Origin of the sequence: Pseudomonas cichorii (genome assembly GCF_003700275.1) — a bacterium.
Taxonomy (GTDB): Bacteria; Pseudomonadota; Gammaproteobacteria; order Pseudomonadales; family Pseudomonadaceae; genus Aquipseudomonas; species Aquipseudomonas cichorii_B.
The window spans coordinates 63,600-90,047 of sequence record NZ_RBRE01000084.1; the positions used below are offsets into that span (position 1 = coordinate 63,600).

20 protein-coding genes are annotated in these 26,448 nt (G+C 59.0%); 14 read left to right on the top strand and 6 right to left on the bottom strand.

Annotated elements, in window-relative coordinates:
* Positions 1 to 121: 121 nt before the first annotated feature.
* The 6 genes from ALQ04_RS21925 to brnQ all read left to right on the top strand — a co-directional run bounded on the left by ALQ04_RS21925 (position 122) and on the right by brnQ (position 9,746).
* Positions 122 to 2,953 (top strand): 2-oxoglutarate dehydrogenase E1 component, encoded by a 2,832-nt coding sequence (locus ALQ04_RS21925; RefSeq protein WP_122317826.1) that lies wholly within the window; start codon positions 122 to 124, stop codon positions 2,951 to 2,953.
* 41 nt (positions 2,954 to 2,994) lie between these two features.
* The gene (gene odhB / locus ALQ04_RS21930) at positions 2,995 to 4,218 is read left to right on the top strand and encodes a 2-oxoglutarate dehydrogenase complex dihydrolipoyllysine-residue succinyltransferase (RefSeq protein ID WP_122317827.1); all 1,224 of its coding nucleotides are present in this window, start codon (positions 2,995 to 2,997) and stop codon (positions 4,216 to 4,218) included.
* A gap of 171 nt (positions 4,219 to 4,389) precedes the next feature.
* A complete protein-coding gene (gene lpdA / locus ALQ04_RS21935) occupies positions 4,390 to 5,826 on the top strand; it encodes a dihydrolipoyl dehydrogenase (RefSeq protein WP_122317828.1) in 1,437 nt (478 codons plus the stop codon).
* 210 nt (positions 5,827 to 6,036) lie between these two features.
* The gene (gene sucC / locus ALQ04_RS21940; protein ID WP_025260629.1) at positions 6,037 to 7,203 is read left to right on the top strand and encodes an ADP-forming succinate--CoA ligase subunit beta; all 1,167 of its coding nucleotides are present in this window, start codon (positions 6,037 to 6,039) and stop codon (positions 7,201 to 7,203) included.
* Positions 7,203 to 8,084, top strand: coding sequence for a succinate--CoA ligase subunit alpha (gene sucD / locus ALQ04_RS21945; RefSeq protein ID WP_122317829.1), 882 nt, complete (start codon positions 7,203 to 7,205; stop codon positions 8,082 to 8,084). Before sucC ends, sucD begins: the two co-directional genes overlap by 1 nt.
* 348 nt (positions 8,085 to 8,432) lie before the next feature.
* Positions 8,433 to 9,746, top strand: a complete 1,314-nt coding sequence (gene brnQ, locus ALQ04_RS21950) for a branched-chain amino acid transport system II carrier protein (RefSeq protein WP_122317830.1) — start codon at positions 8,433 to 8,435, stop codon at positions 9,744 to 9,746.
* A 108-nt stretch (positions 9,747 to 9,854) separates the two neighbouring features.
* Here brnQ and ALQ04_RS21955 read toward each other — a convergent pair whose 3' ends face one another.
* Positions 9,855 to 10,112, bottom strand: coding sequence for a hypothetical protein (locus tag ALQ04_RS21955; RefSeq protein ID WP_122317831.1), 258 nt, complete (start codon positions 10,110 to 10,112; stop codon positions 9,855 to 9,857).
* Positions 10,113 to 10,469: 357 nt separating this feature from the next.
* Between ALQ04_RS21955 and htpG the strand changes: the two genes are divergently transcribed.
* Positions 10,470 to 12,377 (top strand): molecular chaperone HtpG, encoded by a 1,908-nt coding sequence (gene htpG / locus ALQ04_RS21960; RefSeq protein ID WP_122317887.1) that lies wholly within the window; start codon positions 10,470 to 10,472, stop codon positions 12,375 to 12,377.
* An 82-nt stretch (positions 12,378 to 12,459) separates the two neighbouring features.
* Positions 12,460 to 13,191: a dienelactone hydrolase family protein gene (locus ALQ04_RS21965; protein ID WP_122317832.1), complete on the top strand. Its 732-nt coding sequence runs from the start codon at positions 12,460 to 12,462 to the stop codon at positions 13,189 to 13,191.
* A 170-nt stretch (positions 13,192 to 13,361) separates the two neighbouring features.
* On the opposite strand, the gene ALQ04_RS21970 is transcribed toward ALQ04_RS21965, so the two are convergent.
* The 5 genes from ALQ04_RS21970 to ALQ04_RS21990 all read right to left on the bottom strand — a co-directional run bounded on the left by ALQ04_RS21970 (position 13,362) and on the right by ALQ04_RS21990 (position 21,944).
* Complete coding sequence (locus tag ALQ04_RS21970; protein ID WP_122317833.1) at positions 13,362 to 16,868, bottom strand: Dyp-type peroxidase; 3,507 nt, start codon at positions 16,866 to 16,868, stop codon at positions 13,362 to 13,364.
* A gap of 251 nt (positions 16,869 to 17,119) precedes the next feature.
* A complete protein-coding gene (locus ALQ04_RS21975) occupies positions 17,120 to 17,974 on the bottom strand; it encodes a pirin family protein (protein WP_122317834.1) in 855 nt (284 codons plus the stop codon).
* 99 nt (positions 17,975 to 18,073) lie between these two features.
* Positions 18,074 to 19,294: a beta-ketoacyl-ACP synthase I gene (gene fabB / locus ALQ04_RS21980; RefSeq protein WP_122317835.1), complete on the bottom strand. Its 1,221-nt coding sequence runs from the start codon at positions 19,292 to 19,294 to the stop codon at positions 18,074 to 18,076.
* A 10-nt stretch (positions 19,295 to 19,304) separates the two neighbouring features.
* Positions 19,305 to 19,820 carry a 3-hydroxyacyl-[acyl-carrier-protein] dehydratase FabA gene (fabA, locus tag ALQ04_RS21985; protein WP_025260620.1) on the bottom strand — a complete coding sequence of 172 codons (516 nt, stop codon included), beginning with the start codon at positions 19,818 to 19,820 and terminating at the stop codon, positions 19,305 to 19,307.
* Between the two features lie 222 nt (positions 19,821 to 20,042).
* Positions 20,043 to 21,944 (bottom strand): ATP-binding protein, encoded by a 1,902-nt coding sequence (locus ALQ04_RS21990; RefSeq protein WP_122317836.1) that lies wholly within the window; start codon positions 21,942 to 21,944, stop codon positions 20,043 to 20,045.
* Positions 21,945 to 22,242: 298 nt separating this feature from the next.
* On the opposite strand from ALQ04_RS21990, the gene ALQ04_RS21995 reads away from it, so the two are divergent.
* The 6 genes from ALQ04_RS21995 to ALQ04_RS22020 all read left to right on the top strand — a co-directional run bounded on the left by ALQ04_RS21995 (position 22,243) and on the right by ALQ04_RS22020 (position 26,392).
* Positions 22,243 to 23,268 (top strand): NAD(P)H-dependent glycerol-3-phosphate dehydrogenase, encoded by a 1,026-nt coding sequence (locus ALQ04_RS21995; RefSeq protein WP_122317837.1) that lies wholly within the window; start codon positions 22,243 to 22,245, stop codon positions 23,266 to 23,268.
* A gap of 25 nt (positions 23,269 to 23,293) precedes the next feature.
* Entirely contained in the window at positions 23,294 to 23,638 is a 345-nt protein-coding gene (locus ALQ04_RS22000; RefSeq protein WP_122317838.1) for a DUF4389 domain-containing protein, read from the top strand.
* Complete coding sequence (gene sixA / locus ALQ04_RS22005; RefSeq protein WP_122317839.1) at positions 23,635 to 24,090, top strand: phosphohistidine phosphatase SixA; 456 nt, start codon at positions 23,635 to 23,637, stop codon at positions 24,088 to 24,090. Before ALQ04_RS22000 ends, sixA begins: the two co-directional genes overlap by 4 nt.
* 77 nt (positions 24,091 to 24,167) lie before the next feature.
* Positions 24,168 to 24,611 carry a hotdog fold thioesterase gene (locus tag ALQ04_RS22010; RefSeq protein ID WP_122317840.1) on the top strand — a complete coding sequence of 148 codons (444 nt, stop codon included), beginning with the start codon at positions 24,168 to 24,170 and terminating at the stop codon, positions 24,609 to 24,611.
* A gap of 120 nt (positions 24,612 to 24,731) precedes the next feature.
* Positions 24,732 to 25,541 carry an alpha/beta fold hydrolase gene (locus ALQ04_RS22015; RefSeq protein ID WP_122317888.1) on the top strand — a complete coding sequence of 270 codons (810 nt, stop codon included), beginning with the start codon at positions 24,732 to 24,734 and terminating at the stop codon, positions 25,539 to 25,541.
* Complete coding sequence (locus tag ALQ04_RS22020) at positions 25,538 to 26,392, top strand: alpha/beta hydrolase (protein ID WP_122317841.1); 855 nt, start codon at positions 25,538 to 25,540, stop codon at positions 26,390 to 26,392. Before ALQ04_RS22015 ends, ALQ04_RS22020 begins: the two co-directional genes overlap by 4 nt.
* Positions 26,393 to 26,448: the final 56 nt, after the last annotated feature.

Below are 26,448 nucleotides of genomic sequence, written 5' to 3' on the forward strand. Positions count from 1 at the left end.
GGGCTGGTACCCGGGCTATCTGCGTGATCCTTAGTGACTTGACATGGTCGCTGCACACGACTGTTTCACGTTTGCTATGGCGTCTTCGCCGGTGGTGTCCCCTTACCGAGGGTGACCAAGCATGCAAGAAAGCGTGATGCAGCGCATGTGGAACAGTGCCCACCTATCCGGTGGTAACGCTGCCTATGTGGAAGAGCTTTATGAGCTCTACCTGCACGACCCTAACGCTGTGCCAGAAGAATGGCGCACCTACTTTCAGAAGTTGCCAGCAGACGGCAACTCTGCCACCGATGTATCGCATTCCACGATTCGCGATCATTTCGTGTTGCTGGGTAAAAACCAGCGCCGCGCTCAACCGGTATCTGCCGGGAGCGTGAGCAGCGAGCACGAGAAGAAGCAAGTCGAAGTATTGCGACTGATCCAGGCTTATCGTATGCGTGGCCATCAGGTCGCTCAGCTCGATCCGCTGGGCCTGTGGCAGCGTCCTGCGCCTGCTGATCTGTCGATCAATCATTACGGCTTGACCAATGCCGATCTTGATACGACTTTCCGCGCCGGCGACTTGTTCATCGGCAAAGAGGAAGCGAGCCTACGCGAAATTCACGAAGCGTTGCAGCAGACATATTGTCGCACCATCGGTTCTGAGTTCACGCACATCGTCGACTCCGAGCAGCGCAACTGGTTCATGCAACGTCTTGAAAGCGTGCGCGGCCGTCCTGCGTTCTCTGCTGAAATCCAGGGTCACCTGCTGGAGCGCGTCACTGCCGCCGAAGGTCTGGAAAAATACCTGGGTACCAAATACCCGGGTACCAAGCGTTTCGGTCTGGAAGGTGGCGAGAGCCTGATCCCGATGCTGGACGAGCTGATCCAGCGTTCCGGTTCCTACGGCACCAAGGAAGTCGTGATCGGTATGGCCCACCGTGGCCGTCTGAACGTGCTGGTCAACACCTTCGGCAAGAACCCGCGCGAGCTGTTCGACGAGTTCGAGGGCAAGAAGAAAGTGGAGCTGGGCTCCGGTGACGTCAAATACCACCAGGGTTTCTCTTCCAACGTAATGACCGCAGGTGGCGAAGTTCACCTGGCCATGGCATTCAACCCGTCTCACCTGGAAATCGTTTCTCCGGTGGTCGAGGGGTCCGTGCGTGCGCGTCAGGATCGTCGTAACGATCCGGATGGTGACAAGGTTCTGCCGATTTCCCTCCACGGTGATGCTGCATTCGCAGGTCAGGGCGTGGTCATGGAAACCTTCCAGATGTCGCAGACTCGCGGCTTCAAGACTGGCGGCACGATCCATATCGTCATCAACAACCAAGTTGGTTTCACCATCAGCAACCCGCTGGACTCGCGTTCTACCGAGTACGCCACCGACGTTGCGAAGATGATCCAGGCGCCGATTCTCCATGTGAATGGCGATGACCCGGAAGCCGTGGTGTTCGTGACCCAGCTGGCTATCGATTACCGCATGCAGTTCAAGCGTGACATCGTGATCGATCTGGTCTGCTACCGTCGTCGCGGTCACAACGAAGCGGACGAGCCTAGCGGCACCCAGCCTTTGATGTACCAGCAGATCACCAAGCAGCGCACCACTCGCGAGCTCTATGCCGAGCAGTTGATCAAGTCCGGAGTCCTCACCGAGGAACGTGTCCAGGCCAAGATCGATGACTACCGCAATGCGCTGGACAACGGTCTGCATGTTGTGAAAAGTCTGGTCAAGGAGCCGAACAAGGAACTGTTCGTCGACTGGCGTCCGTATCTGGGCCATGCCTGGACTGCGCGTCACGACACGCGCTTCGACCTCAAGACCCTGCAGGAACTGTCGGCCAAGCTGATGGAGCTGCCGGAAGGCTTCGTGGTTCAGCGTCAGGTCCAGAAGATCTACGAAGACCGTCAGAAGATGCAAGCCGGTGGCCTGCCGATCAACTGGGGTTACGCTGAAACCATGGCGTACGCGACCCTGGCGTTTGAAGGTCACCCGATCCGCATGACGGGTCAGGACATCGGTCGCGGTACGTTCTCGCACCGTCACGCCGTGCTCCACAACCAGAAGGATGCAGGCACCTACATTCCTCTGAAGAACCTGTTCGCCGGTCAGCCACGTTTTGACCTGTACGACTCGTTCCTCTCCGAAGAAGCGGTACTGGCATACGAATACGGCTACTCGACCACCGAGCCTAACGCTCTGGTTATCTGGGAAGCCCAGTTCGGCGACTTCGCCAACGGTGCGCAAGTGGTCATAGACCAGTTCATCACCAGCGGCGAGCACAAGTGGGGCCGTTTGTGCGGTCTGACCATGCTGTTGCCTCACGGTTATGAAGGGCAGGGGCCTGAGCACTCGTCCGCGCGTCTGGAGCGTTACCTGCAACTGTGCGCCGAGCACAACATCCAGGTGTGTGTGCCGACCACTCCGGCGCAGATCTACCACTTGCTGCGTCGTCAGGTGATTCGCCCGCTGCGCAAGCCGTTGATCGTGCTGACGCCCAAGTCGCTGTTGCGCCACAAGCTGGCGGTATCGACTCTGGAAGAACTGGCCGAAGGCTCGTTCCAGACCGTTATCCCGGAAGTCGATGCTCTCGACCCGGCCAAGGTGACCCGACTGGTTCTGTGCGGCGGCAAGGTCTACTACGACCTGCTGGAGAAGCGCCGTGCCGAAGGTCGCGAAGACATCGCCATCGTGCGTATCGAACAGCTGTATCCGTTCCCTGAAGATGATCTCATGGAAGCGATCGCGCCTTACACCAACCTGCAGAATGTAGCGTGGTGTCAGGAAGAGCCGATGAACCAGGGTGCCTGGTACAGCAGTCAACACCACTTGCGCCGCAGCATGAGCAACCACAACCGCAGCCTCGTTCTCGAGTATGCCGGTCGTGATGCTTCTGCCGCTCCAGCCTGTGGTTATGCTTCGATGCATGCCGAGCAGCAGGAAAAACTCCTGCAAGATGCCTTCACTGTTTAACGCCTTCGAGCATTAGAAACCGAATTAAGGAATTACAGATAATGGCTATCGAGATCAAAGCCCCCTCTTTCCCGGAATCCGTTGCCGATGGCACCATTTCCAAATGGCACAAACAGCCGGGCGAGGCGGTAAAACGTGACGAACTGCTGGTCGATATCGAGACTGACAAGGTTGTCCTTGAAGTCCTGGCCGAAGCAGACGGCGTACTGGCGTCGATCGTGAAAGGCGAGGGCGACACCGTCCTGTCCAACGAAGTGATTGCAACCCTGGATGCCGGTGCTACCGCATCTGCTGCTCCTGCTGCCGCGGCGGCTCCTGCTGCTGCGCCAGCCCAGGCCGCTGCATCGGCTGCCGATGACGATGCAATCGCCGCTCCTGCCGCTCGCAAGCTGGCTGAAGAAAACGGCATCAACCTGGCCAGCGTCAAGGGCACTGGCAAGGATGGTCGTGTAACCAAGGAAGACGTGGTTGCCGCTGTCGAAGCCAAGAAGTCCGCGCCGGCTGCTGCTCCTGCTGCCAAGCCTGCTGCAGCCGCTGCTGCTCCGGTACTGGCTGCCGGCGACCGCGTCGAGAAGCGTGTACCGATGACTCGCGTACGTGCCACCGTTGCCAAGCGTCTGGTCGAAGCCCAGTCGAACATGGCGATGCTGACCACGTTCAACGAAGTCGACATGACCGAAGTCATGGCACTGCGCTCCAAGTACAAGGACCTGTTCGAGAAGTCCCACAATGGCGTACGCCTGGGCTTCATGTCGTTCTTCGTCAAGGCTGCTACCGAAGCGCTGAAACGCTTCCCGGCAGTCAACGCTTCGATCGACGGCAGCGACATCGTTTACCACGGCTATGCCGACGTCGGCGTTGCCGTATCCAGCGATCGTGGTCTGGTCGTACCGGTTCTGCGTAACGCCGAACTGATGAGCCTGGCTGAAATCGAAGGCGGCATCGCCACCTTCGGCAAGAAGGCTCGTGACGGCAAGCTGTCGATGGACGAGATGACTGGTGGTACCTTCACCATCACCAACGGTGGTACCTTCGGTTCGATGATGTCGACGCCGATCGTCAACCCGCCACAGGCTGCGATTCTGGGCATGCACAACATCCTGCAGCGTCCTATGGCAATCAATGGTCAGGTTGTCATCCGTCCGATGATGTATCTGGCGCTGTCGTACGATCACCGTTTGATCGATGGTAAAGAAGCTGTAACCTTCCTCGTTACCATCAAGAACCTGCTGGAAGATCCGGCTCGTCTGCTGCTGGATATCTGATGGCGCAGCCCCGCGCTGCAAGTCGCGTGCTTCAAGACGAAGTACAGCGGCCTGCAGCCGGGGCTGGTATGTTGCATCTAATCAACAGGTTGCAAGCATGCCCTGCAGAACAGTGCAGACCGGCTTGTAGCTTGCAGCTTGAAGCTCGCAGCTAAAAAGGAACTCTTTTTTATGTCCCAGAAATTCGACGTGGTAGTGATTGGCGCAGGCCCTGGCGGTTATGTTGCCGCCATCAAGGCTGCGCAACTTGGTTTCAAGACTGCCTGCATCGAGAAGTATCAGGACAAGGAAGGCAAGCTGGCCTTGGGCGGTACCTGCCTGAACGTCGGTTGCATTCCTTCCAAGGCGCTGCTGGACAGCTCGTGGAAGTTCTACGAAGCCAAGAACGGCTTCGGCGTTCACGGTATCTCGACTTCGGAAGTCGCTATCGACGTACCTGCGATGGTTGGCCGCAAGTCCACTATCGTCAAGAACCTGACTGGCGGCGTTTCCAGCCTGTTCAAGGCCAATGGCGTGACTACTCTGCAAGGTCACGGCAAACTGCTGGCCGGCAAGAAAGTCGAGCTGACCGCTGCCGACGGCACCGTTGAAATCATCGAAGCCGAGCATGTGATCCTGGCCTCCGGTTCGCGTCCGATCGACATTCCACCGGCTCCGGTCGACCAGAATGTCATCGTCGACTCCACCGGCGCCCTGGAATTCCAGGCCGTTCCGAAGCGTCTGGGCGTGATCGGCGCTGGTGTTATCGGTCTGGAACTGGGCTCGGTATGGGCTCGCCTGGGTGCTCAGGTTACCGTTCTGGAAGCGCTGGACAAGTTCCTGCCTGCCGCTGACGAAGCTGTTTCCAAGGAAGCGCTGAAGACCTTCACCAAGCAAGGTCTGGACGTCAAGCTGGGCGCTCGCGTAACCGGCTCCAAGGTCAATGGCGAAGAAGTCGTCGTGACCTACACCGATGCTGCCGGCGAGCAGACCATCACTTTCGACCGCCTGATCGTTGCCGTTGGCCGTCGTCCAGTGACCACCGACCTGCTGGCTGCCGATAGCGGCGTGGACCTGGATGAGCGTGGCTTCATCTATGTCGACGACTACTGCACCACCAGCGTACCGGGCGTTTACGCCATCGGTGACGTGGTTCGTGGTCTGATGCTGGCGCACAAGGCCTCGGAAGAGGGCATCATGGTCGTCGAGCGCATCAAGGGCCACAAGGCTCAGATGAACTACAACCTGATCCCTTCGGTTATCTACACTCACCCGGAAATCGCGTGGGTTGGCAAGACCGAGCAGACCCTGAAGAGCGAAGGCGTTGAAGTCAACGTCGGCACCTTCCCGTTCGCAGCCAGTGGCCGTGCCATGGCCGCCAACGACACCGGTGGTTTCGTCAAGATCATCGCCGATGCCAAGACCGACCGCGTCCTGGGTGTGCACGTGATTGGCCCAAGCGCTGCCGAGCTGGTACAGCAGGGCGCGATTGCAATGGAATTCGGTAGCAGTGCAGAAGACATCGGCATGATGGTCTTCTCGCACCCGACTCTGTCCGAAGCGCTTCACGAAGCGGCCCTGGCGGTGAATGGCGGTGCCATCCACATCCAGAACCGTAAAAAACGCTAAGACAACAAGAGAAAACCACGACGGAATGCCCGTCGTGAGCCTTGCGAGCAAGACTCACCGCGGAAATTCCGCCGGACTCGACCTCTCAGGCGGCTTCAGAAGTGTTGAATGACACTTCTGTAGTCAGCCAGGAGTAGCGGTCACAGGTGGTGCGGCACGCTGAACGTGCAGCACCGAATGCGCAGTACCTAAACGAAGACGGTAATAAGCATGAATCTTCACGAGTATCAGGGTAAGCAGCTGTTCGCTGAATACGGCCTGCCAGTATCCAAAGGCTACGCAGTAGACACCCCGGAAGCAGCAGCAGAAGCTTGCGACAAGATCGGTGGTACCGAATGGGTCGTCAAGGCTCAGGTTCACGCTGGTGGTCGCGGTAAAGCGGGCGGCGTCAAGCTGGTTCGCAGCAAGGAAGACGCAGCAGCGTTCGCACAGCAATGGCTGGGCAAGCGTCTGGTTACTTACCAGACCGACGCCAATGGTCAACCAGTGACCAAGATCCTGGTCGAATCCTGCACTGACATCGCCAAAGAGCTGTACCTGGGCGCTGTAGTCGATCGCTCCAGCCGTCGTATCGTGTTCATGGCTTCCACCGAAGGTGGCGTGGACATCGAGAAAATCGCTCACGACACTCCTGAAAAGATTCTCAAGGCCACTATCGATCCACTGGTTGGCGCTCAGCCATTCCAGGGTCGCGAGCTGGCTTTCCAGCTGGGTCTGGAAGGCAAGCAGGTTGCTCAGTTCGCCAAGATCTTCATCGGTCTGGCCAAACTGTTCCAGGACCACGATCTGGCCCTGCTGGAAGTCAACCCGCTGGTGATCAAGGCTGACGGCGATCTGCACTGCCTGGACGCCAAGATCAACATCGACGCCAACGCCATGTACCGTCAGCCAAAGCTGAAGGCTTTCCACGATCCTTCGCAGGATGATCCGCGCGAAGCTCACGCTGCCAAGTTCGAACTGAACTACGTAGCGCTGGAAGGTAACATCGGCTGCATGGTCAACGGTGCCGGCCTGGCCATGGGTACCATGGACATCGTCAATCTGCATGGCGGCAAGCCAGCCAACTTCCTCGACGTTGGTGGTGGTGCTACCAAGGAGCGCGTTACCGAAGCGTTCAAGATCATCCTGTCCGACACCAATGTCGCGGCGGTACTGGTCAACATCTTCGGCGGCATCGTTCGTTGCGACATGATTGCCGAAGGCATCATCGGTGCAGTGAAAGAAGTCGGCGTTAAAATCCCGGTTGTTGTTCGCCTTGAAGGCAACAACGCTGAGCTGGGCGCTAAAGTACTGGCAGAAAGCGGTTTGAACATCATCGCGGCTACCAGCCTGACCGACGCTGCTCAACAAGTTGTCAAAGCTGCGGAGGGCAAGTAATGAGCGTTCTGATCAATAAAGACACCAAGGTTATCTGCCAGGGTTTCACTGGTTCGCAAGGTACCTTCCACTCCGAACAAGCCATTGCCTACGGCACCAAGATGGTTGGCGGCGTGACTCCAGGCAAGGGTGGCACCACTCACCTGAACCTGCCAGTGTTCAACACTGTGAAAGAAGCTGTAGAAGCAACCGGCGCTGACGCATCGGTTATCTACGTTCCGGCTCCTTTCTGCAAGGACTCCATCCTTGAAGCAGCTTTCGGCGGCATCAAGCTGATCGTCTGCATCACCGAAGGCATTCCTACCATCGACATGCTGGAAGCCAAGGTCAAGTGCGACGAGCTGGGTGTTACCCTGATCGGCCCTAACTGCCCAGGCGTCATTACTCCGGGCGAGTGCAAGATCGGCATCATGCCAGGTCACATTCACTTGCCAGGCAAGGTTGGTATCGTGTCGCGTTCCGGCACCCTGACCTATGAAGCTGTCAAGCAGACCACTGACGCCGGTTTCGGTCAGTCCACCTGCGTTGGTATCGGTGGTGACCCGATCCCGGGCTCCAACTTCATCGACATCTTGAAACTGTTCCAGGAAGACCCGAAGACCGAAGCGATCGTCATGATCGGTGAGATCGGCGGTTCGGCTGAAGAAGAAGCGGCTGCCTACATCAAGGCACACGTGACCAAGCCGGTTGTTTCCTACATCGCTGGTGTGACTGCTCCTCCGGGCAAGCGCATGGGCCACGCAGGTGCAATCATCTCCGGCGGTAAAGGTACTGCAGACGAGAAATTCGCTGCACTGCAAGACGCAGGCGTAAAAACCGTGCGTTCGCTGGCAGACATCGGCAAAGCCCTGGCTGAGCTGACTGGTTGGACCGCCAAGTAAGCTTCGCTTACTTTTCGTCTGATCGACAAAGGCCACCTTCGGGTGGCCTTTGTGCTTTTCGGGGTTTGCCAGGCGAAGCAATCCTCTGTTGCGGTGAAAGGCACTGCCTTGCGAAATTCATGCAGGAATAAGCATAAAAACGCTACATACGAGTGCGAGTCGTCGCCTTTCTGCTCTTTTCTAGTGCGTTTAATCGGCTATTTCGTTAGGCTAGCAGCCTTTTCGTGCCGTCCGTTTCTCACAAGGAATCCTGGCACCGTACTGTCAGCCTTAAAAGGGCAGACAGAACTTCCCTGACCCTCGGGAACTCCTCTTTTGAATTCTGAATTGGCAGTGTGGTTTCCCTAGATGAAAGTGTTGAAAGGCCAGGACATTCTGGCATTGGGTTTCATGACGTTCGCCCTGTTCGTGGGCGCCGGTAATATCATCTTCCCGCCTATCGTAGGCTTGCAGGCTGGTCCGCATGTGTGGATGGCTGCACTGGGCTTTCTGGTCACGGCTGTTGGCCTGCCGGTCGTTACCGTCATCGCACTGGCCAAGGTCGGCGGCGCGATGGACGACTTGAGCAGCCCCATCGGCAAGATTGCCGGAGGAGTTCTGGCTGCTGTGTGCTATCTGGCGGTCGGCCCGCTGTTCGCCACGCCACGTACGGCCACCGTATCGTTTGAAGTCGGCCTGGCGCCATTGACAGGAGAGAGCCCGCTGGCGCTGTTCCTGTACAGCCTGGTGTATTTCCTCGTGGTGTTCTGGGTTTCGATGTACCCGGGCCGCTTGCTGGACACCGTTGGCCGTTTCCTCGCGCCGTTGAAGATCATTGCCCTGGCGGTACTTGGCATCGCTGCCTTCATGCTTCCGGCAGGTGAAATCGGTTCTGCAGAGCCGGCTTATGTCGCGGCACCGTTCTCTCAGGGCTTTATCAATGGTTACCTGACCATGGACACCCTCGGGGCGCTGGTCTTCGGTATCGTCATTGTCAATGCCATCCGCTCGCGAGGCGTCGAGTCGCCACGCCTGATTACCCGTTATGCGGTGATTGCCGGGCTTATCGCTGGCGTAGGTCTGGCGCTGGTGTATATCAGCCTGTTCCGCCTCGGTTCCGGCAGCCACGCGGTGGCGGCAGGTGCAGCCAATGGCGCGGCAGTGCTGCATGCTTATGTGCAACATACCTTTGGTTCGCTGGGCAGTGGTTTTCTGGCGGTGCTGATTTCGTTGGCCTGCCTGGTTACTGCTGTTGGCCTGACCTGCGCCTGTGCCGAGTACTTCAGCCGTGTGCTGCCGCTGTCCTACAAGGCTCTGGTCATCATCCTGGCGCTGTTTTCCCTGTTGGTGTCCAATCTGGGGCTGACCAATCTGATTCAGTTCTCGATTCCGGTGCTGACCGCAATCTATCCGCCCTGCATCGTTCTGGTCGGGCTGAGCTTCTGCAAGGGGCTGTGGAACAGTCAGGGACGTGTCATTGGCCCGGTCATGCTGGTTTCGCTGTTGTTCGGCATTCTCGATGCCTACAAGGGGGCCGGTTTTGCCGAACACCTGCCAAGCGTGCTGGCAAACCTGCCGCTTAGCGAGCAGGGTCTGGCCTGGCTGGTGCCGTCGGTGATTACTCTGGTCGGTGCCATGGCATTTGACCGGATAGCCGGCAAGCGCAGCGAAGCGCTGGCATAAGGCTGTAATGAGTTAATACACAGCTGTACAGGCAGTTTTACAGTTGAACTAATAAAGCCCGTTAAATAACGGGCTTTATTGTTTTTCAGGAAGTCCCCGGGCCGTGGTTTATTTGGCGGGAGCTGTCTCTGGCGCTGGAGCCGGTGTTTCGGTCGCGCGTTGTTGTGCGGCTTCTGCATTCTTCTGGGCAGCTTCCTGGCTTTCCTTGGCCGCATCGTTCACTTTTTCCTGGGCCTTCTCCATGGACTCCTGGGATTGTTGAGCTGCTTTATTGGCTTCTTGCTGAGTGTTTTCGGACTTTTTGTCGCAGGCGGCAAGACCCAATGTGGCAGAAAGCATCAAGGCATAGGCTAAAGATTTACGCATGGGGTATTTCTCCTTATTGATTATCTACGTGCCTGAGAACCCAGCCCTGTAAGTTAAGTTCCAACGGATTATCGGAATATTAAAGTTCACTGTTCTGTCGGTATTACAGTTCCTGAACTGCACGGTCGACACAGCGGGATAAAGGAGCCCGGCGTCTGTCACGCCAGGGCAACGCCAGACGCCGACATGCGACCTGGCAATCCCTCCATTGGCGCCCCTGCCGCAGAAGAATCGCAGTTGATGTTTTCAGGCTCTTGAAATCCCGGTCCCAGCCCCCACCTTGATGACTACCCGCTGCCACACAGGCCCGAGCCTGAAATGTGGCGGCTTATATCATCCACTTGGAGTTTGATGACCATGAGTGTGGAAACTCAAAAGGAAACCCTGGGCTTCCAGACCGAGGTAAAGCAACTGCTGCACCTCATGATCCATTCGCTGTATTCCAACAAGGAAATCTTCCTTCGCGAATTGATCTCGAACGCCTCCGACGCTGTCGATAAACTACGCTTCGAGGCCTTGTCCAAGCCTGAGTTGCTTGAAGGCGGCGCGGAACTGAAAATTCGCGTGACCTTCGACAAGGACGCCAAGACCGTTACGCTCGAAGACAACGGCATCGGTATGAGCCGTGACGATGTGATTACCCATCTGGGTACCATCGCCAAATCCGGTACCGCAGATTTCATGAAAAACCTGTCGGGCGACCAGAAGAAGGATTCGCACCTGATTGGTCAGTTCGGTGTGGGCTTCTACTCGGCATTCATCGTTGCCGACCAGGTTGAAGTGTTCAGCCGCCGTGCTGGCCTGCCTGCCGGTGAAGGTGTGCACTGGTCCTCGAAAGGCGAGGGCGAGTTTGAAGTCGCCACCATCGAGAAGGCCGAGCGCGGCACCCGTATCGTCCTGCACCTGAAAAGTGGTGAAGACGAGTTCGCCGATGGCTACCGTCTGCGCAACATCATCAAGAAGTATTCCGACCACATCGCCTTGCCGATCGAGCTGCCCAAAGAGCAGGCTCCGGCCGCCGAAGGCGAAGAGGCTCCGGCAGAGGAATGGGAAACCGTCAACCGTGCCAGCGCTCTCTGGACTCGTTCCCGTACCGATGTGAAGGACGAGGAATACCAGGAGTTCTACAAGCACGTTGCCCATGACTACGAGAACCCGCTGAGCTGGAGCCATAACAAGGTCGAAGGCAAGCTGGAATACACCTCGTTGCTCTACGTTCCGGCTCGCGCGCCGTTCGACCTGTACCAGCGTGAGGCGCCGCGTGGCCTGAAGCTGTACGTGCAGCGTGTATTCGTCATGGATCAGGCCGAGTCCTTCCTGCCGTTGTACCTGCGCTTCATCAAGGGCGTGGTCGACTCCAATGACCTGTCGCTGAACGTTTCCCGGGAAATTCTGCAGAAAGACCCGATCATCGATTCGATGAAGTCCGCGCTGACCAAGCGCGTGCTGGACATGCTGGAAAAACTGGCCAAGAACGAGCCTGAGCAATACAAGGGCTTCTGGAAAAACTTCGGTCAGGTACTTAAAGAAGGTCCGGCTGAAGACTTCGCCAACAAGGAAAAGATCGCCGGTCTGCTGCGCTTCGCTTCGACTTCTGACGAAAGCGGCGAGCAGAGCGTTTCCCTGGCTGAATACCTGGCGCGCGCCAAGGAAGGTCAGGACAAGATCTATTACCTCACCGGCGAATCCTACGCGCAGGTCAAGAACAGCCCGCACCTGGAAGTCTTCCGCAAGAAAGGCATCGAAGTGCTTCTGCTGACCGATCGTATCGACGAGTGGCTGATGAGCTACCTGAGCGATTTCGACGGCAAGGGCTTTGTCGATGTGGCACGGGGTGATCTGGATCTGGGCAAGCTTGATTCCGAAGAGGACAAGAAGGCTCAGGAAGAGATCGCCAAGGACAAGGAAGGCCTCATCGAGCGCCTCAAGACAGCCTTGGGCGAGTCGGTCAGCGAGGTGCGTGTTTCTCACCGCCTGACCGATTCTCCGGCGATCCTGGCCATTGGTGAGCAGGATCTGGGTCTGCAGATGCGTCAGATCCTCGAAGCCAGCGGCCAGAAGGTTCCGGATTCCAAGCCGATCTTTGAGTTCAACCCGTCTCACCCTCTGATCGGCAAGCTCGATCTGGAGCAGAGCGAAGAGCGCTTCGGCGACCTGTCGCACATCCTCTTCGATCAGGCGGCGCTGGCCGCCGGTGACAGCTTGAAAGACCCGGCTGCCTATGTGCGCCGTCTGAACAAGTTGCTGGTCGAACTGTCTGTTTGATAGTTGATTGACAGAAAACCCGCTTCGGCGGGTTTTTTGTTTTGGTATGTGAACCCTCTTTCTCAATGATCAGGAGTCAGCAATGAGCAGCAACATCACTGTCCGTTCCGTGGTTTACCAGATCGATGGCCAGCCTTACGAAAGTCGCCTGGTGTTTGACTCGGCCGCTACCTCGAAGCGCCCGGGCCTGCTGATGGCCCCCAACTGGATGGGTGTCAGTCAGGGCGCTGAAACCATTGCCAAGGCAGTTGCCGAGCAGGGTTATGTCGTGCTGTTGGCCGACCTGTACGGGCAAACCATTCGTCCAGCCAACAATGACGAGGCGGGCGCTGCCATGACGCCGCTCAAGGATGACCGTGCCTTGCTGCGCAAACGCATGCAGGTAGCCCTCGATCAATTGCTGAGCCAGGAAGACGTTTCCCTGGATGCCGGCAAGATCGCGACCTTCGGTTTCTGCTTCGGCGGTTGCTGTTCGCTGGAACTGGCACGTACCGGTGCAGAGCTGAAAGCGGCCATTTCCTTCCACGGCACGCTGGACACACCGAACCCTGCCGACGCGAACAATATCAAGGGTAAGGTGCTGGTCCTGCACGGCGCCTCCGATCCATTGGTCGCCAGGGAGCAGTTGCCAGCATTCGAGGAAGAAATGAACGCTGCTGGTGTGGATTGGCAGTTGCACAGCTACGGCGGCGCCTTCCACTCGTTCACCGACCCGCACGCCAACGTGCCGGGTATGATGATGTACGACGCCAAAGTGGCCGGGCGTGCGTTTACCAGCATGCATAACCTGCTGGGTGAAGTATTCAAGGGTTGAAGCAATACCCGGCTCTTTCGCAAGTAAATTCGCGCGGGATACAACTGTCGTGACCAAGGCCCTTCCCACGAATTTCAACCGTGGGAGGGGGCTTGCCCGCGACTAGGCAAGCAAAAAGAAACGCAGCATCTGAATTGTGGCCCGGGCAGTGAACCGTCAGGGACAGCGGATCAGGGCGTGAAATACTGACGGCGCTGGTGCTGCTCCTGGTGCATGGGGAACATCACGGCGTAGAACTCGGTCCAGCCCCCCATGCGCACGCGCAGCAGGTCGTAGCGTTCCGGATCCTTGCTCGCCGCCTGGTAGGTGGCGAGGTCGGCACAGGTCAGCGTGATCAGGTTGGAGCCCGTGCCGCCGTCGGCATATACGCGCAGGAAGCGTTTCAGGTCTTCCAGCGGGAAGTTCTCGGAGATGTTCATGTCCACCGGGGATGCGTTGGAGAGCCCGTAGTCAATGGCGTCGTTGCGCCAGCTCTCTAGCGATTGGTAGATATTGCGGAAGGCTGGTGCCGCGGCCAGATCCTGTGGCGCCGGCACCGGAGACAGGTCGGACGCAATCGGCATGCCGTTGCGGCGGCCATCGGCCGTGGCACCGCAGGGCGCGCCATCGCCCACATAGCCCTCGAAGGTACCGATGCCCGGCGTGACGACGAATTCAAACTGGCCGTAGGTCTTGGCAATGCCGTCCAGCAGCGGCTGCAGTGCGGGATGAGGCTGGCGGATCACATCCACGCACAGGCGGATCAGGTGGTCCATGACCCAATTGCCCAGTTCGTCCACTTCCTTGTTTCCGCTGCCCCACTTGGGCAACTGCAGGGCGATGTCGCGCCATTCCTGGTAACGGCGTGTGCGCTCGCCCGCTGCCGCAGGCCCCGTCAACTCGTTCTGGTACGGCTCAATCAGGGTGTAGCCCCAGTCGTTGATCAGGCAATCCACCAGCTCGGGGAGTGTAGTAATCGCCGTCTCGCGGTCGTACACCAGCTTCTTGATCGCATACAGGGAATCGATAGTGTTGGAGACGCCCACGCACAGCGGTGCAATCATGTGAAAGCGCGCTCCGGCATTGGTCAGGTCGCGGCCCGAATCGACACAGCCGTCGATCAACGTGGACAACAGAGGGCTGGGGCAGATTTCGCCAAGATTGCCGTAGGCGCCGAGGATGACGTTGTAGGTCTGTATCACTAGCCATTCCAGTTGGTGCAGGAACTGCGACTGCAGCTTTTCAAAGCTGTCTATCTCGTGCGCAGGCGGAGAGCGGAAAGTCTGCTTCAGGCCGCGCAGGTAGATCGGCCCGGCCGCGCCATAGGTGGCTCCCTGATTCAGCGCCTGCTCCAGCGCCGCCATCGGTGTGACGTTGGCAAACGCAAACTCGGTGGCACCCGCCAGCATCGGCTCATAGCAGCCATCGGCAGCGTAATCGCGCGACCAGCGCAGCGACACGTCCTTGCCCGAGCGGCGCAGTGCTTCGCACAGTTTGTCATCCTGGTACAGGATCGGGTGCGCACCGCCTGCCAGCAGCGATTGGGCCGCAGCGTCCAGAATTTCCTGGGGCATGTCCTTGTACACCCGCAGCGAAAGAGTGGGCGCGTTAACCGGTATGCGGCGGGCCGCCTTCAGGCACAGCATGGTCACCGGGTTGACGCCGCCGGTAGGCTCGGCATCGTCATTGGCCACATAGCCACCCACGGTGATCTGCTGCACCCACTGGTTGATACCGCCCCCCTGCGGGAAGTTGCCGCCCAGCCCACAGACCGCCGTGGTGCCGTAATTGACGTAGTCGGTGATGTCGGCTCGGTTCGCGAAAGCGTTCTCGCCCATCTTCAGCCACAGACAATCGACGATCTCCTGCGCACGGGCTTCGTCCAGCGGATGCTTTTGGAGCAACGGCCACAGGATCTGGTCCAGCCGCCCCAGGGCCGTCAGTTCGCCCAACAGGTGCAGGCAGCAGTGGAAGGAAAAGATCAACTGCACGCCATCATGGAAATCACGCGGCGGCTGGCTGCTCAGGTGGCGCAGGCGCGCAGCCACGTCGCGCATGTTCTGCGCATCCTCCGCTGCAGTGGCCTGGGCCGCTGTGTGCTCGGCATGCTCGGCCCAGTTGAGCAGGTAGCGCTGTACGCCTTCCAGCGACCAGATCGCCCCCTGATAGAAGTCCTGCTGCGCCGCTGTCAGGCCGGGTTGTGCCCGTTTTTGCTGCAACTGCGCCAACAGACCGCCCAGGCCCAGGTCGACCAGGTGCTGGTAGTGCGGCACCACATGGCCCATGGCCGACCATTCGTTGAGCTGGCCCTTGAGCCAGGCCGTAATGGTCTCTTGCTCGTTCAGGTAGGGCACCACTTCCTTGCCGCGCCCCAGCGTGAAGTCGGGAATGATCCCCACCAGCAATTCTTCGGGGTAGATGCGCAGCAACTGGTTGTCACGCGCCAGTCGCGAATGCGGGGACGAGAGCAGATCTGCCAGCGTCTTCTGGTTGGCCAGCCCCTTGCGCAGCAAGGCCGAGCCCTGGAGCACCGACGCTTCGTCCGGTGTCACCAGCGTCGACAGGTGCGGCAGGCGTGGAAAGGGCTGGCGGCGCAGCCAGCCGTCGCTCCAATGCGAAAAGGTGCGCCCCAGCAAGGTCAGCAGGCGAGGGCCGGGCGGGTCTCCCGGCGCATAGCCGCCCTCTGCCATCTGGTGCAGGTAGTCCTGCGAGTTATAGAACATATAGCCATTGGAGCTGCGTACATCCCAGTGCGGATCTTCCTCGGTATCTGCCACGCTGGCCACGTGCGCCACGTCCAGCTCTGCAGCCGCCGGTACATACCAGTAGGCACCCGCCACTCCCTGTACTACGCTCATCAGGCGATCGACCGGGCGATCCGGCATGTCACCCATCATGTGGTGCAGGATCTTCTCGAAACGCTCCTGCTCGTTGCAGAAAGCCACGAACATCAGGCCTGCCTCACGCGCCGCGTGCCCGGCCTGTTCGCCAAATGGCAGCGCCTGCCGCAGCAGCTTGCGGTTATCGCCATTGGCATCGCGCACATGAGCGCGGTGGATATGCGCATCCCCAGGTCCCTGCGGCAAGATTGCCCCATCCGTATCGCGGCCGATCATGGCGTCTTCGCTGTCCGGCGACATCGCGGCAATGGTGCGCCAATCAAACAGGAATTTCTGGGTGAAGGCGAACGACGCCCCTGCATAGGCGTCGCCCAGCAAAATATCCTCGGCCAGACTGACTGGATCGTTGGGATTGGTAATGCCATCCAGATAGCGACCGCCAATGACGCGACCATCCTCGCGTTTTCCTGCCTCCACCACCTCGATGTGGCTGGCCAGTGCTTCCAGTGCAGGCCTGAATTCGCTCACCAGACGGTGCGCTGCTTCTGCATCGGGCGCTTTCAGGAACAGCAGCACATCTCCACCGGTATCGCGCAGTTTGGGCGAATGGTTGAGTATCTTGCGGCTGACCGGAATTTCACGGCCCTGCCAACTGCTCCACAGTTCTGGCGCAAACGCTGCTACCAGCCCCGCAGGTTGGGGCGCAGCCTCGCTGGCCAGGGCCAGCTTGCGTATCACATCCAGTACCGCCTGCTGGCTGGCAGGTGTATGGTCCCGGAGCGTGATTGTGAGAATCTGACCGAATAGAGGCCGCAATAAAAGACCGCGTTGAGCTCCCGTGACGATGTTGGCAAACATGCGACTTCCTTGGCGATAGGATTGAAAAAAGCAACGCTCGTAAAGGTTGCTCAAAAACGGTACTCCGGCAGCAGTACTGCGGAGCAGGCGGCACCTGGTGGCATTAAATAGCCATTATTCGGGTTGAAAGTTAAACCAAATATAAGAAATGTTCCAACTGAACCGGTGTAGGAGTGAATTCATTCGCGAGACGGTATTTCAGGCGACATGTTCCTGTCGGATGTACTGACTCTTCGCGAATGAGTTGGCTCTTACCGGGGCAACTCAATCCTGCCAATTTCCCCCGGCACGCTCGGCCAGTCTCCCGCAGCCCAGCGAGCTTTTGCCTGTTCTATCAGAGCCTTGTCGCTGGCCACGAAATTCCAGTTCATGCGTCGTGGGCCGTCCAGGGGGGCTCCGCCGATCAGCACGGCGTGGCAGTCGCTTTCTGCGCACAGGTTAACCGCCTGGCCTGCGTCCAGTACCACGAGGCTGCGTGGCGTGATGGGTTCGCCATTCAGTGACGCTTCACCTTCAAGCACGTACAGGGCGCGTTCTTCGTGTTCGGCGGGGATCGGCAAGGTCGTTGCGTTCTGGAGGTGCAGTTCGGCGTACAAGGTAGGGGAAAGTACCGGTACGGGTGAGATCAGCCCGAAGCCATTGCCTGCAATCATGCGAATGCCAATTCCCATGTTTTCGCTGTAGGGGAGGCTGGATGCGGGGTGATGGCTGTAATGACCTGAGCCTTGTTCATGTTCCTTCGGAGACGCCAGCCAGACCTGCAAGCCATGCATCCTCGATCCGCTGGCCTGCAATGGTGCGGGTGTACGTTCGATATGGGCGATGGCGCTGCCAGCGGTCATCCAGCTCACATCTCCGGGGCTGACCAGTTGATCGCTGCCCAGGCTGTCCTTGTGCTGTAGCTGACCCTCGAACAGGTAGGTCAGGGTCGAGAGGCCGATATGCGGGTGCTGGCGGATATCCATGCCGCTGCCTGGCGCATAAACGGTTTCCAGCATGTGATCGAAAAACACGAAAGGACCGACGCTTCGGCATCCGGCCGAGGGCAGGGGGCGCAGAATGGGTTGTCCTTCCACGTCTTCGGCGCGCGGGGTGATGGTGGGCATCAAGCTTTTCTCTGCAGGTCAGGGCAATGTCCAAGCATATCGCAGGCATAAAAAAAGCGCCTCGAAAGGCGCCTTCTTCAGATTTGCTGCGAGGCCGTATTACTGACCCTGCCAGCGCTTCAGAACCAGCGTGGCGTTGGTGCCGCCAAAGCCGAAGCTGTTGCTCATGACCAGGTCGAGCTTGGCGTCTTCGCGAGTCTCGCGCAGGATCGGCATGTCAGCGACAACCGGGTCCAGTTCGTCGATGTTCGCGGAACCGGCAATGAAGTTGTTTTCCATCATCAGCAGGCAGTAGATCGCTTCGTGAACGCCAGCGGCGCCCAGCGAGTGACCGGACAGGCTCTTGGTCGAGCTAATGGCTGGAGCGTTGCTGCCGAAGACTTCACGTACACCTTCCATCTCTTTCGCGTCACCGACCGGGGTCGAGGTGCCGTGAGTGTTGAGATAGTCGATAGGGCCGTCAACGGTGGACAGAGCCATCTGCATGCAGCGGATTGCGCCTTCGCCGCTTGGAGCAACCATGTCGTAGCCGTCGGAGGTCGCGCCGTAGCCGACGATTTCCGCGTAGATCTTGGCGCCACGTGCCAGAGCGTGTTCCAGCTCCTCGACAACCACCATGCCGCCACCGCCGGCAATGACGAAACCGTCACGCTTGGCGTCGTAGGCGCGGGAGGCCTTTTCCGGGGTTTCGTTGTACTGTGTGGACAGCGCGCCCATGGCGTCGAACAGGAACGACTGGCTCCAGTGTTCTTCTTCGCCACCGCCAGCAAAGACGATGTCCTGCTTGCCCAGCTGGATCTGCTCGACAGCGTTACCGATGCAGTGAGCACTGGTGGCGCAGGCGGACGAGATCGAGTAGTTCACGCCCTTGATCTTGAACGGTGTGGCCAGGCATGCCGAAACGGTGCTGCCCATGGTCCGCGTAACGCGGTAAGGACCGACACGCTTGACGCCTTTTTCACGCAGGGTATCCAGCGCTTCCATCTGGTTCAGCGTGGAAGCGCCGCCGCTGCCGGCGATCAGGCCGGTGCGGACGTTGGAAACCTGATCTTCGCTCAGGCCGGAGTCGGCGATAGCGTCTTTCATCGCCAGGTAGGCATAGGCTGCCGCGTGGCCGACGAAACGGAAGATCTTGCGATCGATCAGTTCTTCCAGGTTGAGGTCGATGGAGCCGGAAACCTGGCTGCGCAGACCCATTTCGGCATATTCCGGATTGAACCGGATGCCAGGGCGGTTGGCACGCAGGTTGGCGGTGACGGTCTCTTTGTCATTGCCCAAGCAGGAAACAATGCCCAGACCAGTGATAACGACGCGGCGCATGCGATTACCCTTAGAAGTTTTCAGTGGAGGTGAAGACGCCGACCCGGAGGCCTTCGGCGGTGTAGATCTCGCGACCGTCGACAGTAACCGAGCCATCGGCGATGGCCAGGTTCAGCTTGCCTTTGAGAACGCGCTTGATCTGGATGTTATAGGTGACTTTTTTGGCGCTCGGCAAGACCTGGCCGAAGAACTTCACTTCGCCCGAACCCAGTGCACGGCCACGGCCCGGCAGGCCCTGCCAGCCCAGGAAGAAACCGACCAGTTGCCACATGGCGTCGAGGCCCAGGCAGCCGGGCATTACCGGATCGCCTTCAAAGTGACAAGCGAAGAACCACAGGTCTGGATTGATATCCAGCTCAGCGACCAATTCACCTTTGCCGTACTTGCCGCCTTCTTCGCTGATGTGGGTGATGCGATCAACCATCAGCATGTTGGGGGCGGGCAATTGCGCGTTACCTGGTCCGAACAGCTCGCCGCGACTGCAGCGCAGCAGGTCTTCCCGGGTAAAGGCGTGTTGTTTGGTCATGCGAGCTCCTCAATAATCTTTGTGCGGCAAGATGGGGCGCCACTGGCCCTATCGCCAGTCCTGGCGGACTAATTCGCCAGGACTCTGTCCGGCAGCCTACTCATAGACTGTTGCGTTGAAGTGAAAGTCACAGCGCAAGGGAAAATCAAAGTACACCTGTGCACTGAAATACGCCATTCGACCGATATTACGGTGCGGTACGATCACCAAGACTGCCGCAATTTAGCATTTATCGCCAGTCGCCGCTGTCCGAAAGGATAGCCAACGTTGTAAAACCTGCTGTAAATCAGCATGTTTGAAAGGTTTGGCGAGGTAGTCATTCATACCCGCCTGTAAACAGGCGTCACGGTCGCCCTGCAGAACATTGGCCGTCAGGGCGATGATCGGCAGTTCGCCGAGCCCCGAAATCTGCCTGATTCGCCGGGTTGCCTCATAGCCATCCATGACCGGCAGTCGGCAATCCATGAGAATCAATGCATAGTTTCCCGCGCCGGCCTTGATCACCGCCTGGGCGCCGTCGACTGCAACATCTACCTTGCAGCCCATGTTGTGCAGCATGGCCATGACCACGGTGCGGTTGACCGGGTTGTCCTCGACCAGCAACACCCGGCGCTCCTTGTAGCATGCTTCGATATTCGCCAGCGCTTGCACCTTGTCGGCGGCGGCCACGCGGCACAGCGGCAGCGGGATCTGCAGGGTGAAAACCGAACCAACGCCTTCTTCGCTCTGCGCATGCAGGGTCCCGCCCATGCGTTCGGCGAGCGTGCGGGCGATGGGCAGGCCGAGCCCGGTGCCGCCGTAGCGCCGCGAAATCGAGCTGTCGGCCTGCTTGAATGCATCGAACATGGACTCCAGCCGGTCGGCACGAATACCGATGCCGCTGTCGCGCACGATGCAGATGAAGCGCACCTGATCACCGTCCAGGTTTTCCCAGCCTACTTCGATGCGCACACTGCCCACTTCCGTGAACTTCAGGGCATTGCCGATCAGGTTGACCAGAATCTGGCGAATGCGGGTCGGGTCGCCCACCACGTTCAGCGCCTCCAGACCCGGCTGGATATGCCGTTCCAGCAACAGCTTGCGTTGCGCTGCGCTATGGCTGAAAGCCTGGGTCGAAGCATTGACCAGGTCGGCGAGATTGAATGTGATGCCTTCGATTTGCAGGGCATCGCGCTCGATGCGCGAGAAGTCGAGGATGTCGTTGATGACCCGCAGCAGGTGCTCGGTGGACTCGGTTGCCAGCGCCGAGTATTCGGCCTGCTCGTCGGTCATTCGGGTGGTTTCCAGCAGTTGCAGCATGCCCAGCACGCCATTCATCGGGGTGCGCAGTTCATGGCTCATCATTGCCAGAAAGTCTGATTTGGCCCGGTTGGCCTGTTCGGCTTCTTCCCGGGTCTGGATCAGTTGGGCCATGGAGCGTTGTTGCTCGGTGCTGGCCTTGTCCAGATTCGAGGCCAGATTATTGATGTGCCTGGCCAGTGCGCCCAGTTCCGCATCGTCGCTGACCGGCAAAGGTGTGTGGTAGTCGCCTTGCTGGATCGCCTTGAGCGCTTCGCCCATGTCGCTGATCGGTTGCGACAGGCTCAGGGCCAGCCGTCTGGCCAGCAGGAACGTAAATAGCAGGGCGAACAGCGCCAGAATCCCGGCCTTGAGCAGAATTTCCTGCTGGCGCTGACTGAACGCTTCACTGGACATGCCCACCAGCACGCGACCCAGGTACTCCTCGGATGTCGCGATATTGTGATTCGCCCCAACATGCAGCGAATGGATCGGTGCCTGGAAGGTTTCGGTCTGCAAGGAGTGATTTTCGCTCTGATGCGGTTGTTCGATGTAGATCATGACATTGTTATCGCTGTCCTGAATTTCCACATAGCGGACATTGGGCATCGACAGCGTTGCGCGCATCAGGCTCTTGAGGGTTTCGATATCGCCGAGCACGACCCCGGTTTCTGCGGTCGGCGCCAGCTGGTTGGCGATCAGTTGGCCGATATGATTGAGTTCCTGGCGCAGATCCTGAATCCGCACGAAGGTAAAGAAGCTGACCAGCAGGAGTGTCAGGATCAGTGCCGGACCCAGGCTGATGATCTGGGTGCGGGTATTGATGTCCCAGTGACGCAGTTTCATTGGCTGCGGGTCTTCTGGGCCGGGGAATGGATGGTTGCGTCCATGCTCTGTGCTCTGGAATTCGGGTCATAGCATTTGCGTCGGCGGCGCGGCGCACATAAGGCCGTTTACCGCGATCATCCATGCTGCATCGGCGCATGTTAACCGAGATGGGCGCGATTTCCATGGAACTTGTGGGACCCTGGTGGGCTCAGGTCCATGATCGATGGCGTTTCTGACAACGTTTGCCGCTGGCCGATGCGGCAACGCTCCGTATAATGCGCCATCGCCAGTTGAATGGCCCTGGATGGATTGGTTTATGACCACACAGCAACCTGTAGCGGTTCTTGGTGGCGGAAGCTTCGGCACCGCGATTGCGAACCTGTTGGCGCAGAACGGTCATCAGGTCTGCCAATGGATGCGCGACCCGGAGCAGGCCCAAGCGATTCGCGACAACCGTGAAAACCCTCGTTACCTCAAGGGCATCAAGGTGCGTCCTGAAGTCGAGCCGGTCACCGATCTGACGGCGGCTATCGATGCCTGCGAGCTGATTTTTGTCGCCTTGCCGTCGAGTGCCTTGCGCGCCGTACTGGCACCGCATGTCGAACGTCTGAATGGCAAGATGCTGGTCAGCCTGACCAAGGGCATCGAGGCGCAGAGCTTCAAGCTGATGAGCCAGATTCTCGAAGAGATCGTTCCCAAGGCGCGTATCGGCGTGTTGTCCGGACCGAATCTGGCCCGCGAAATCGCCGAGGATGCATTGACTGCGACAGTGGTCGCCAGCGAAGACGAAGCGCTGTGCCAGCGCGTCCAGGCAGCGTTGCATGGCCGCACCTTCCGGGTCTACGCCAGTGCCGACCGTTTTGGTGTCGAGTTGGGCGGTGCGCTGAAGAACGTCTATGCGATCATCGCGGGCATGGCCGTGGCGCTGGAGATGGGTGAGAACACCAAGAGCATGCTGATTACCCGCGCCCTGGCGGAAATGACCCGTTTTGCGGTCAGTCAGGGAGCCAATCCCATGACCTTCCTGGGCCTGGCCGGTGTCGGCGACCTGATCGTGACCTGTTCCTCGCCCAAGAGCCGCAATTACCAGGTGGGTTTCGCGCTTGGCCAGGGCTTGAGCCTCGACGAGGCAGTGAGCCGTCTGGGCGAAGTGGCCGAAGGTGTCAATACGCTCAAGGTGCTCAAGGTCAAGGCGCAGCAGGTGCAGGTCTATATGCCGTTGGTCGCCGGCCTGCATGCAATTCTTTTTGAAGGTCGTACGCTCAATCAGGTCATCGAGGTGCTGATGCGCGCCGAGCCCAAGACTGACGTCGATTTCATTTCCACCACGGGATTCAACTGAATTCAAACTCATCAGGGAGAAGGTCTTGAACGAATCGAAGATCCAGAAGAACGAATCGATCCTGCTGCGCATCCTCTGGATGCTGCTATTCGCAATCGTCTGGCAGGTCGCGGAAATTGTCCTGGCGGGTGTCGTGCTGGTGCAACTGGGCTATCGGATCATCTATGGCGCGCCCAGTGGCAGCCTGATGAACTTCGGTGACAGCCTGAGCCAGTTCCTGGCGCAGATTGGTCGCTTCGGCACTTTCCATAGCGATCAGAAACCCTGGCCCTTCGCCGACTGGCCGACGCCCCGGGCGCCGGATGGCGAGAGCGCGCATTACGTCGAACCCGCGCCGCATCCGGTGCGCGATGAAGAGCCAAAACTGTGAAGCTCTGGGTGCTGCGCCATGGAGAGGCGCAATCCAGAGCCCGTAGCGATGCCGAGCGCGAACTTACGGCCCATGGCCGCGAAGAAGTCCTGCAGAGCGCGACGCATCTGCAGGGCAAGCCGCTGCAACGCATCGTGGCCAGTCCTTATGTGCGGGCGCAACAGACTGCCGAACTGGTGCGTCATGCACTGGGTTTCGCCGAACCGGTTGTGACCGTGCCCTGGCTGACACCCGACAGCGATCCTCGCCAGGTTCTCAGTCACCTGGACCTGAAAGCTGACGACAACGTTCTGCTGGTCAGCCATCAGCCTCTGGTCGGTGCCCTGATTGGTCTGCTGGTTCACGGCAGCTATCAGCATGCCGAGCCCATGAGCACCGCCAGCCTTGCCGAACTCGAAGGCGAGTTCGCGACCACAGGCGGCATGACGCTGCTGAGTGTTCGTCACGTGTGACTGTCGCCTGGCCGACCACAGTCTGCGCAGGAGCAAATTCATTTGCGAAAACTGTCAACGCATAACAAGGATCGAACATGACTGTATGGCGTGAAACTCCCAATCTCGACAGCCTCAATGCAGGCCAGAAGAACACCATTGGCGAAGTGCTGGATATTCGCTTCGATTCATTCACCGAAGATTCCCTGACCGGCAGCATGGCGGTCGATCAGCGCACCCATCAGCCGTTTGGCCTGCTGCATGGGGGGGCCTCGGTGGTGCTGGCCGAATCGCTGGGTTCAGTGGCCAGTTATCTGGCGGTCGACAGCAGCAAGTTCTTCTGTGTGGGCCTGGAGGTCAACGCCAACCACTTGCGTGGCGTGCGCAGCGGGCGGGTGAGCGGTGTGGTACGTCCGGTTCATATCGGACGCACCACCCATGTATGGGATATCCGTATCAGCAACGAGGACGGCAAGCTGTGCTGCATTTCTCGCCTGACCGTCGCGGTGGTGCCTCATGGTCAGGAGCTGCCAGCCCGCTGAATGTGTCACTCCGGTCTGTTCGATGGCCGGAGTGTCACCCCCGATGGCAGTTCCAATCGTTGCCGTAGCCCGGGCAGGGTGCGCACAATCGCCACAGGTTCGGCCATCGAGTGCGTCGGCATGTCACAACATATCTTCTTTGCTCACGCCAACGGTTTTCCGTCGGCGACTTACGGCAAATTGTTCAATGCGCTGGCGCCGGAATACGCGGTCGTCCACCTGGAGCAGCATGCCCATGATCCACGGTTTCCGGTCGACGACAATTGGCTGAATCTGGTGGATGAGCTGATTCATCATTTGCGTGAGCAGCCAGCCCCCGTGTGGGGCGTCGGGCATTCCCTCGGCGGCGTGCTGCATTTTCACGCGGCGCTACGTTGCCCTGAACTGTATCGGGGTGTGGTGATGCTCGATTCCCCGGTACTCAGCCTGGTCGATCAATGGATGATTCGCGCTGCCAAGCGTTTCGGCTTTATCGACCGCATCACCCCCGCAGGCCGCACACTGGGTCGCCGCGAGGCGTTTACCGATGCCCAGGCAGCCCGCGACTATTTCGCCAGCAAGACGCTGTTCCGCCGCTTCGATCCAGACTGTTTCGATGCCTATCTGCAGCATGGCCTGCAGGTCGATGGCGAACAACTGCGCCTGCGCTTCAATGCCGCCACGGAAATCAGCATCTATCGCAGTATTCCGCACACCAGCCCCAAGCCTTCGCGACAGCTCTGTGTGCCGTTGGCGATGGTGCGTGGCAGGCACAGCCGGGTGGTATTGCCGCATCATGGCTATCAGGCCAGACGCCTGCGTGACGGTGAGTACCTGTCGATGCCCGGCGGACACATGTTTCCCCTGGAGCGGCCCACGGAAACGGCGCAATTGCTCAAATCATTGTTTACCCGTTGGGATGCCCGACGCATTGAGGACACTGGCCAATGAGCCACCCCGTAGAAGAAGTGCGCCTGAACCTTGGGCATATCGAGCTGGCCGCGCATCTGTTCGGACCCGAGGACGGGCAACCGGTAATCGCCCTGCATGGCTGGCTGGATAACGCCAACAGCTTTGCCCGGCTGGCGCCCCGCCTTGAAGGTCTGCGCATCGTGGCTCTCGATATGGCCGGTCACGGTCATTCCGATCATCGTCCGGCAGCGGCGAGTTACAGCCTCGCCGATTATGTGTTTGACGTGCTGCAAGTGGCCGAACAACTGGGCTGGCAGCGTTTTTCCCTGCTCGGGCATTCGTTGGGAGCGATCATTTCGGTGATCCTGGCGGCCTCGCAGCCTGAGCGCGTCCAGCGTCTGGCCTTGATCGACGGGCTGTTGCCGCTTACCAGCGAAGCCGACGAGACGGTGGCTCGCATGCGGATGGCCATTGAGGCGCAACTGGCATTGCCCGGCAAGCAAAAGCCGGTGTATGCGGATCTGGAGCGGGCCATCGAGGTGCGCATGAAAGGCATGGTCGCGGTCAGTCGTGAAGCGGCGCAATTACTTGCCCAGCGTGGGCTCATGCCGGTCCCGGGCGGCTACACCTGGCGCAGCGACAGTCGCCTGACTTTGCCATCGGCTACCCGCTTCAGTCATCGTCAGGCGATGCATTTTGTCGAGGCTGTGCAGTGTCCGACACAATTGGTAATGGCTGAAGACGGGATGCTGGCGAGAAATCGGGAACTACTCTCAAACCTGCCATTTCAGGTCTTGAGCTTGCCGGGCGGGCATCATCTGCATTTGAACGACGAGGCGGGCGCAGCCTCTGTTGCAGACTGTTTCAATCGCTTCTTCGCTGCGTCTTGACTTGCAACAGGCAACTGTCGACGCTGCAAGGATCGAAACAGGAGTCAATCATGATG

Bases quoted from the DNA above. Each gene is read 5' to 3' on its own strand.
- fabB (WP_122317835.1), bottom strand. From the start codon at position 19,294: ATGCGCCGCGTCGTTATCACTGGTCTGGGCATTGTTTCCTGCTTGGGC.
- sucC (WP_025260629.1), top strand. From the start codon at position 6,037: ATGAATCTTCACGAGTATCAGGGTAAGCAGCTGTTCGCTGAATACGGC.
- sucD (WP_122317829.1), top strand. From the start codon at position 7,203: ATGAGCGTTCTGATCAATAAAGACACCAAGGTTATCTGCCAGGGTTTC.
- fabA (WP_025260620.1), bottom strand. From the start codon at position 19,820: ATGACCAAACAACACGCCTTTACCCGGGAAGACCTGCTGCGCTGCAGT.
- odhB (WP_122317827.1), top strand. From the start codon at position 2,995: ATGGCTATCGAGATCAAAGCCCCCTCTTTCCCGGAATCCGTTGCCGAT.
- ALQ04_RS22010 (WP_122317840.1), top strand. From the start codon at position 24,168: ATGACTGTATGGCGTGAAACTCCCAATCTCGACAGCCTCAATGCAGGC.
- ALQ04_RS21975 (WP_122317834.1), bottom strand. From the start codon at position 17,974: ATGCCCACCATCACCCCGCGCGCCGAAGACGTGGAAGGACAACCCATT.
- ALQ04_RS21925 (WP_122317826.1), top strand. From the start codon at position 122: ATGCAAGAAAGCGTGATGCAGCGCATGTGGAACAGTGCCCACCTATCC.
- ALQ04_RS21955 (WP_122317831.1), bottom strand. From the start codon at position 10,112: ATGCGTAAATCTTTAGCCTATGCCTTGATGCTTTCTGCCACATTGGGT.
- lpdA (WP_122317828.1), top strand. From the start codon at position 4,390: ATGTCCCAGAAATTCGACGTGGTAGTGATTGGCGCAGGCCCTGGCGGT.
- ALQ04_RS21990 (WP_122317836.1), bottom strand. From the start codon at position 21,944: ATGAAACTGCGTCACTGGGACATCAATACCCGCACCCAGATCATCAGC.
- brnQ (WP_122317830.1), top strand. From the start codon at position 8,433: ATGAAAGTGTTGAAAGGCCAGGACATTCTGGCATTGGGTTTCATGACG.
- ALQ04_RS21970 (WP_122317833.1), bottom strand. From the start codon at position 16,868: ATGTTTGCCAACATCGTCACGGGAGCTCAACGCGGTCTTTTATTGCGG.
- ALQ04_RS22020 (WP_122317841.1), top strand. From the start codon at position 25,538: ATGAGCCACCCCGTAGAAGAAGTGCGCCTGAACCTTGGGCATATCGAG.
- ALQ04_RS22015 (WP_122317888.1), top strand. From the start codon at position 24,732: ATGTCACAACATATCTTCTTTGCTCACGCCAACGGTTTTCCGTCGGCG.
- ALQ04_RS21995 (WP_122317837.1), top strand. From the start codon at position 22,243: ATGACCACACAGCAACCTGTAGCGGTTCTTGGTGGCGGAAGCTTCGGC.
- htpG (WP_122317887.1), top strand. From the start codon at position 10,470: ATGAGTGTGGAAACTCAAAAGGAAACCCTGGGCTTCCAGACCGAGGTA.
- ALQ04_RS21965 (WP_122317832.1), top strand. From the start codon at position 12,460: ATGAGCAGCAACATCACTGTCCGTTCCGTGGTTTACCAGATCGATGGC.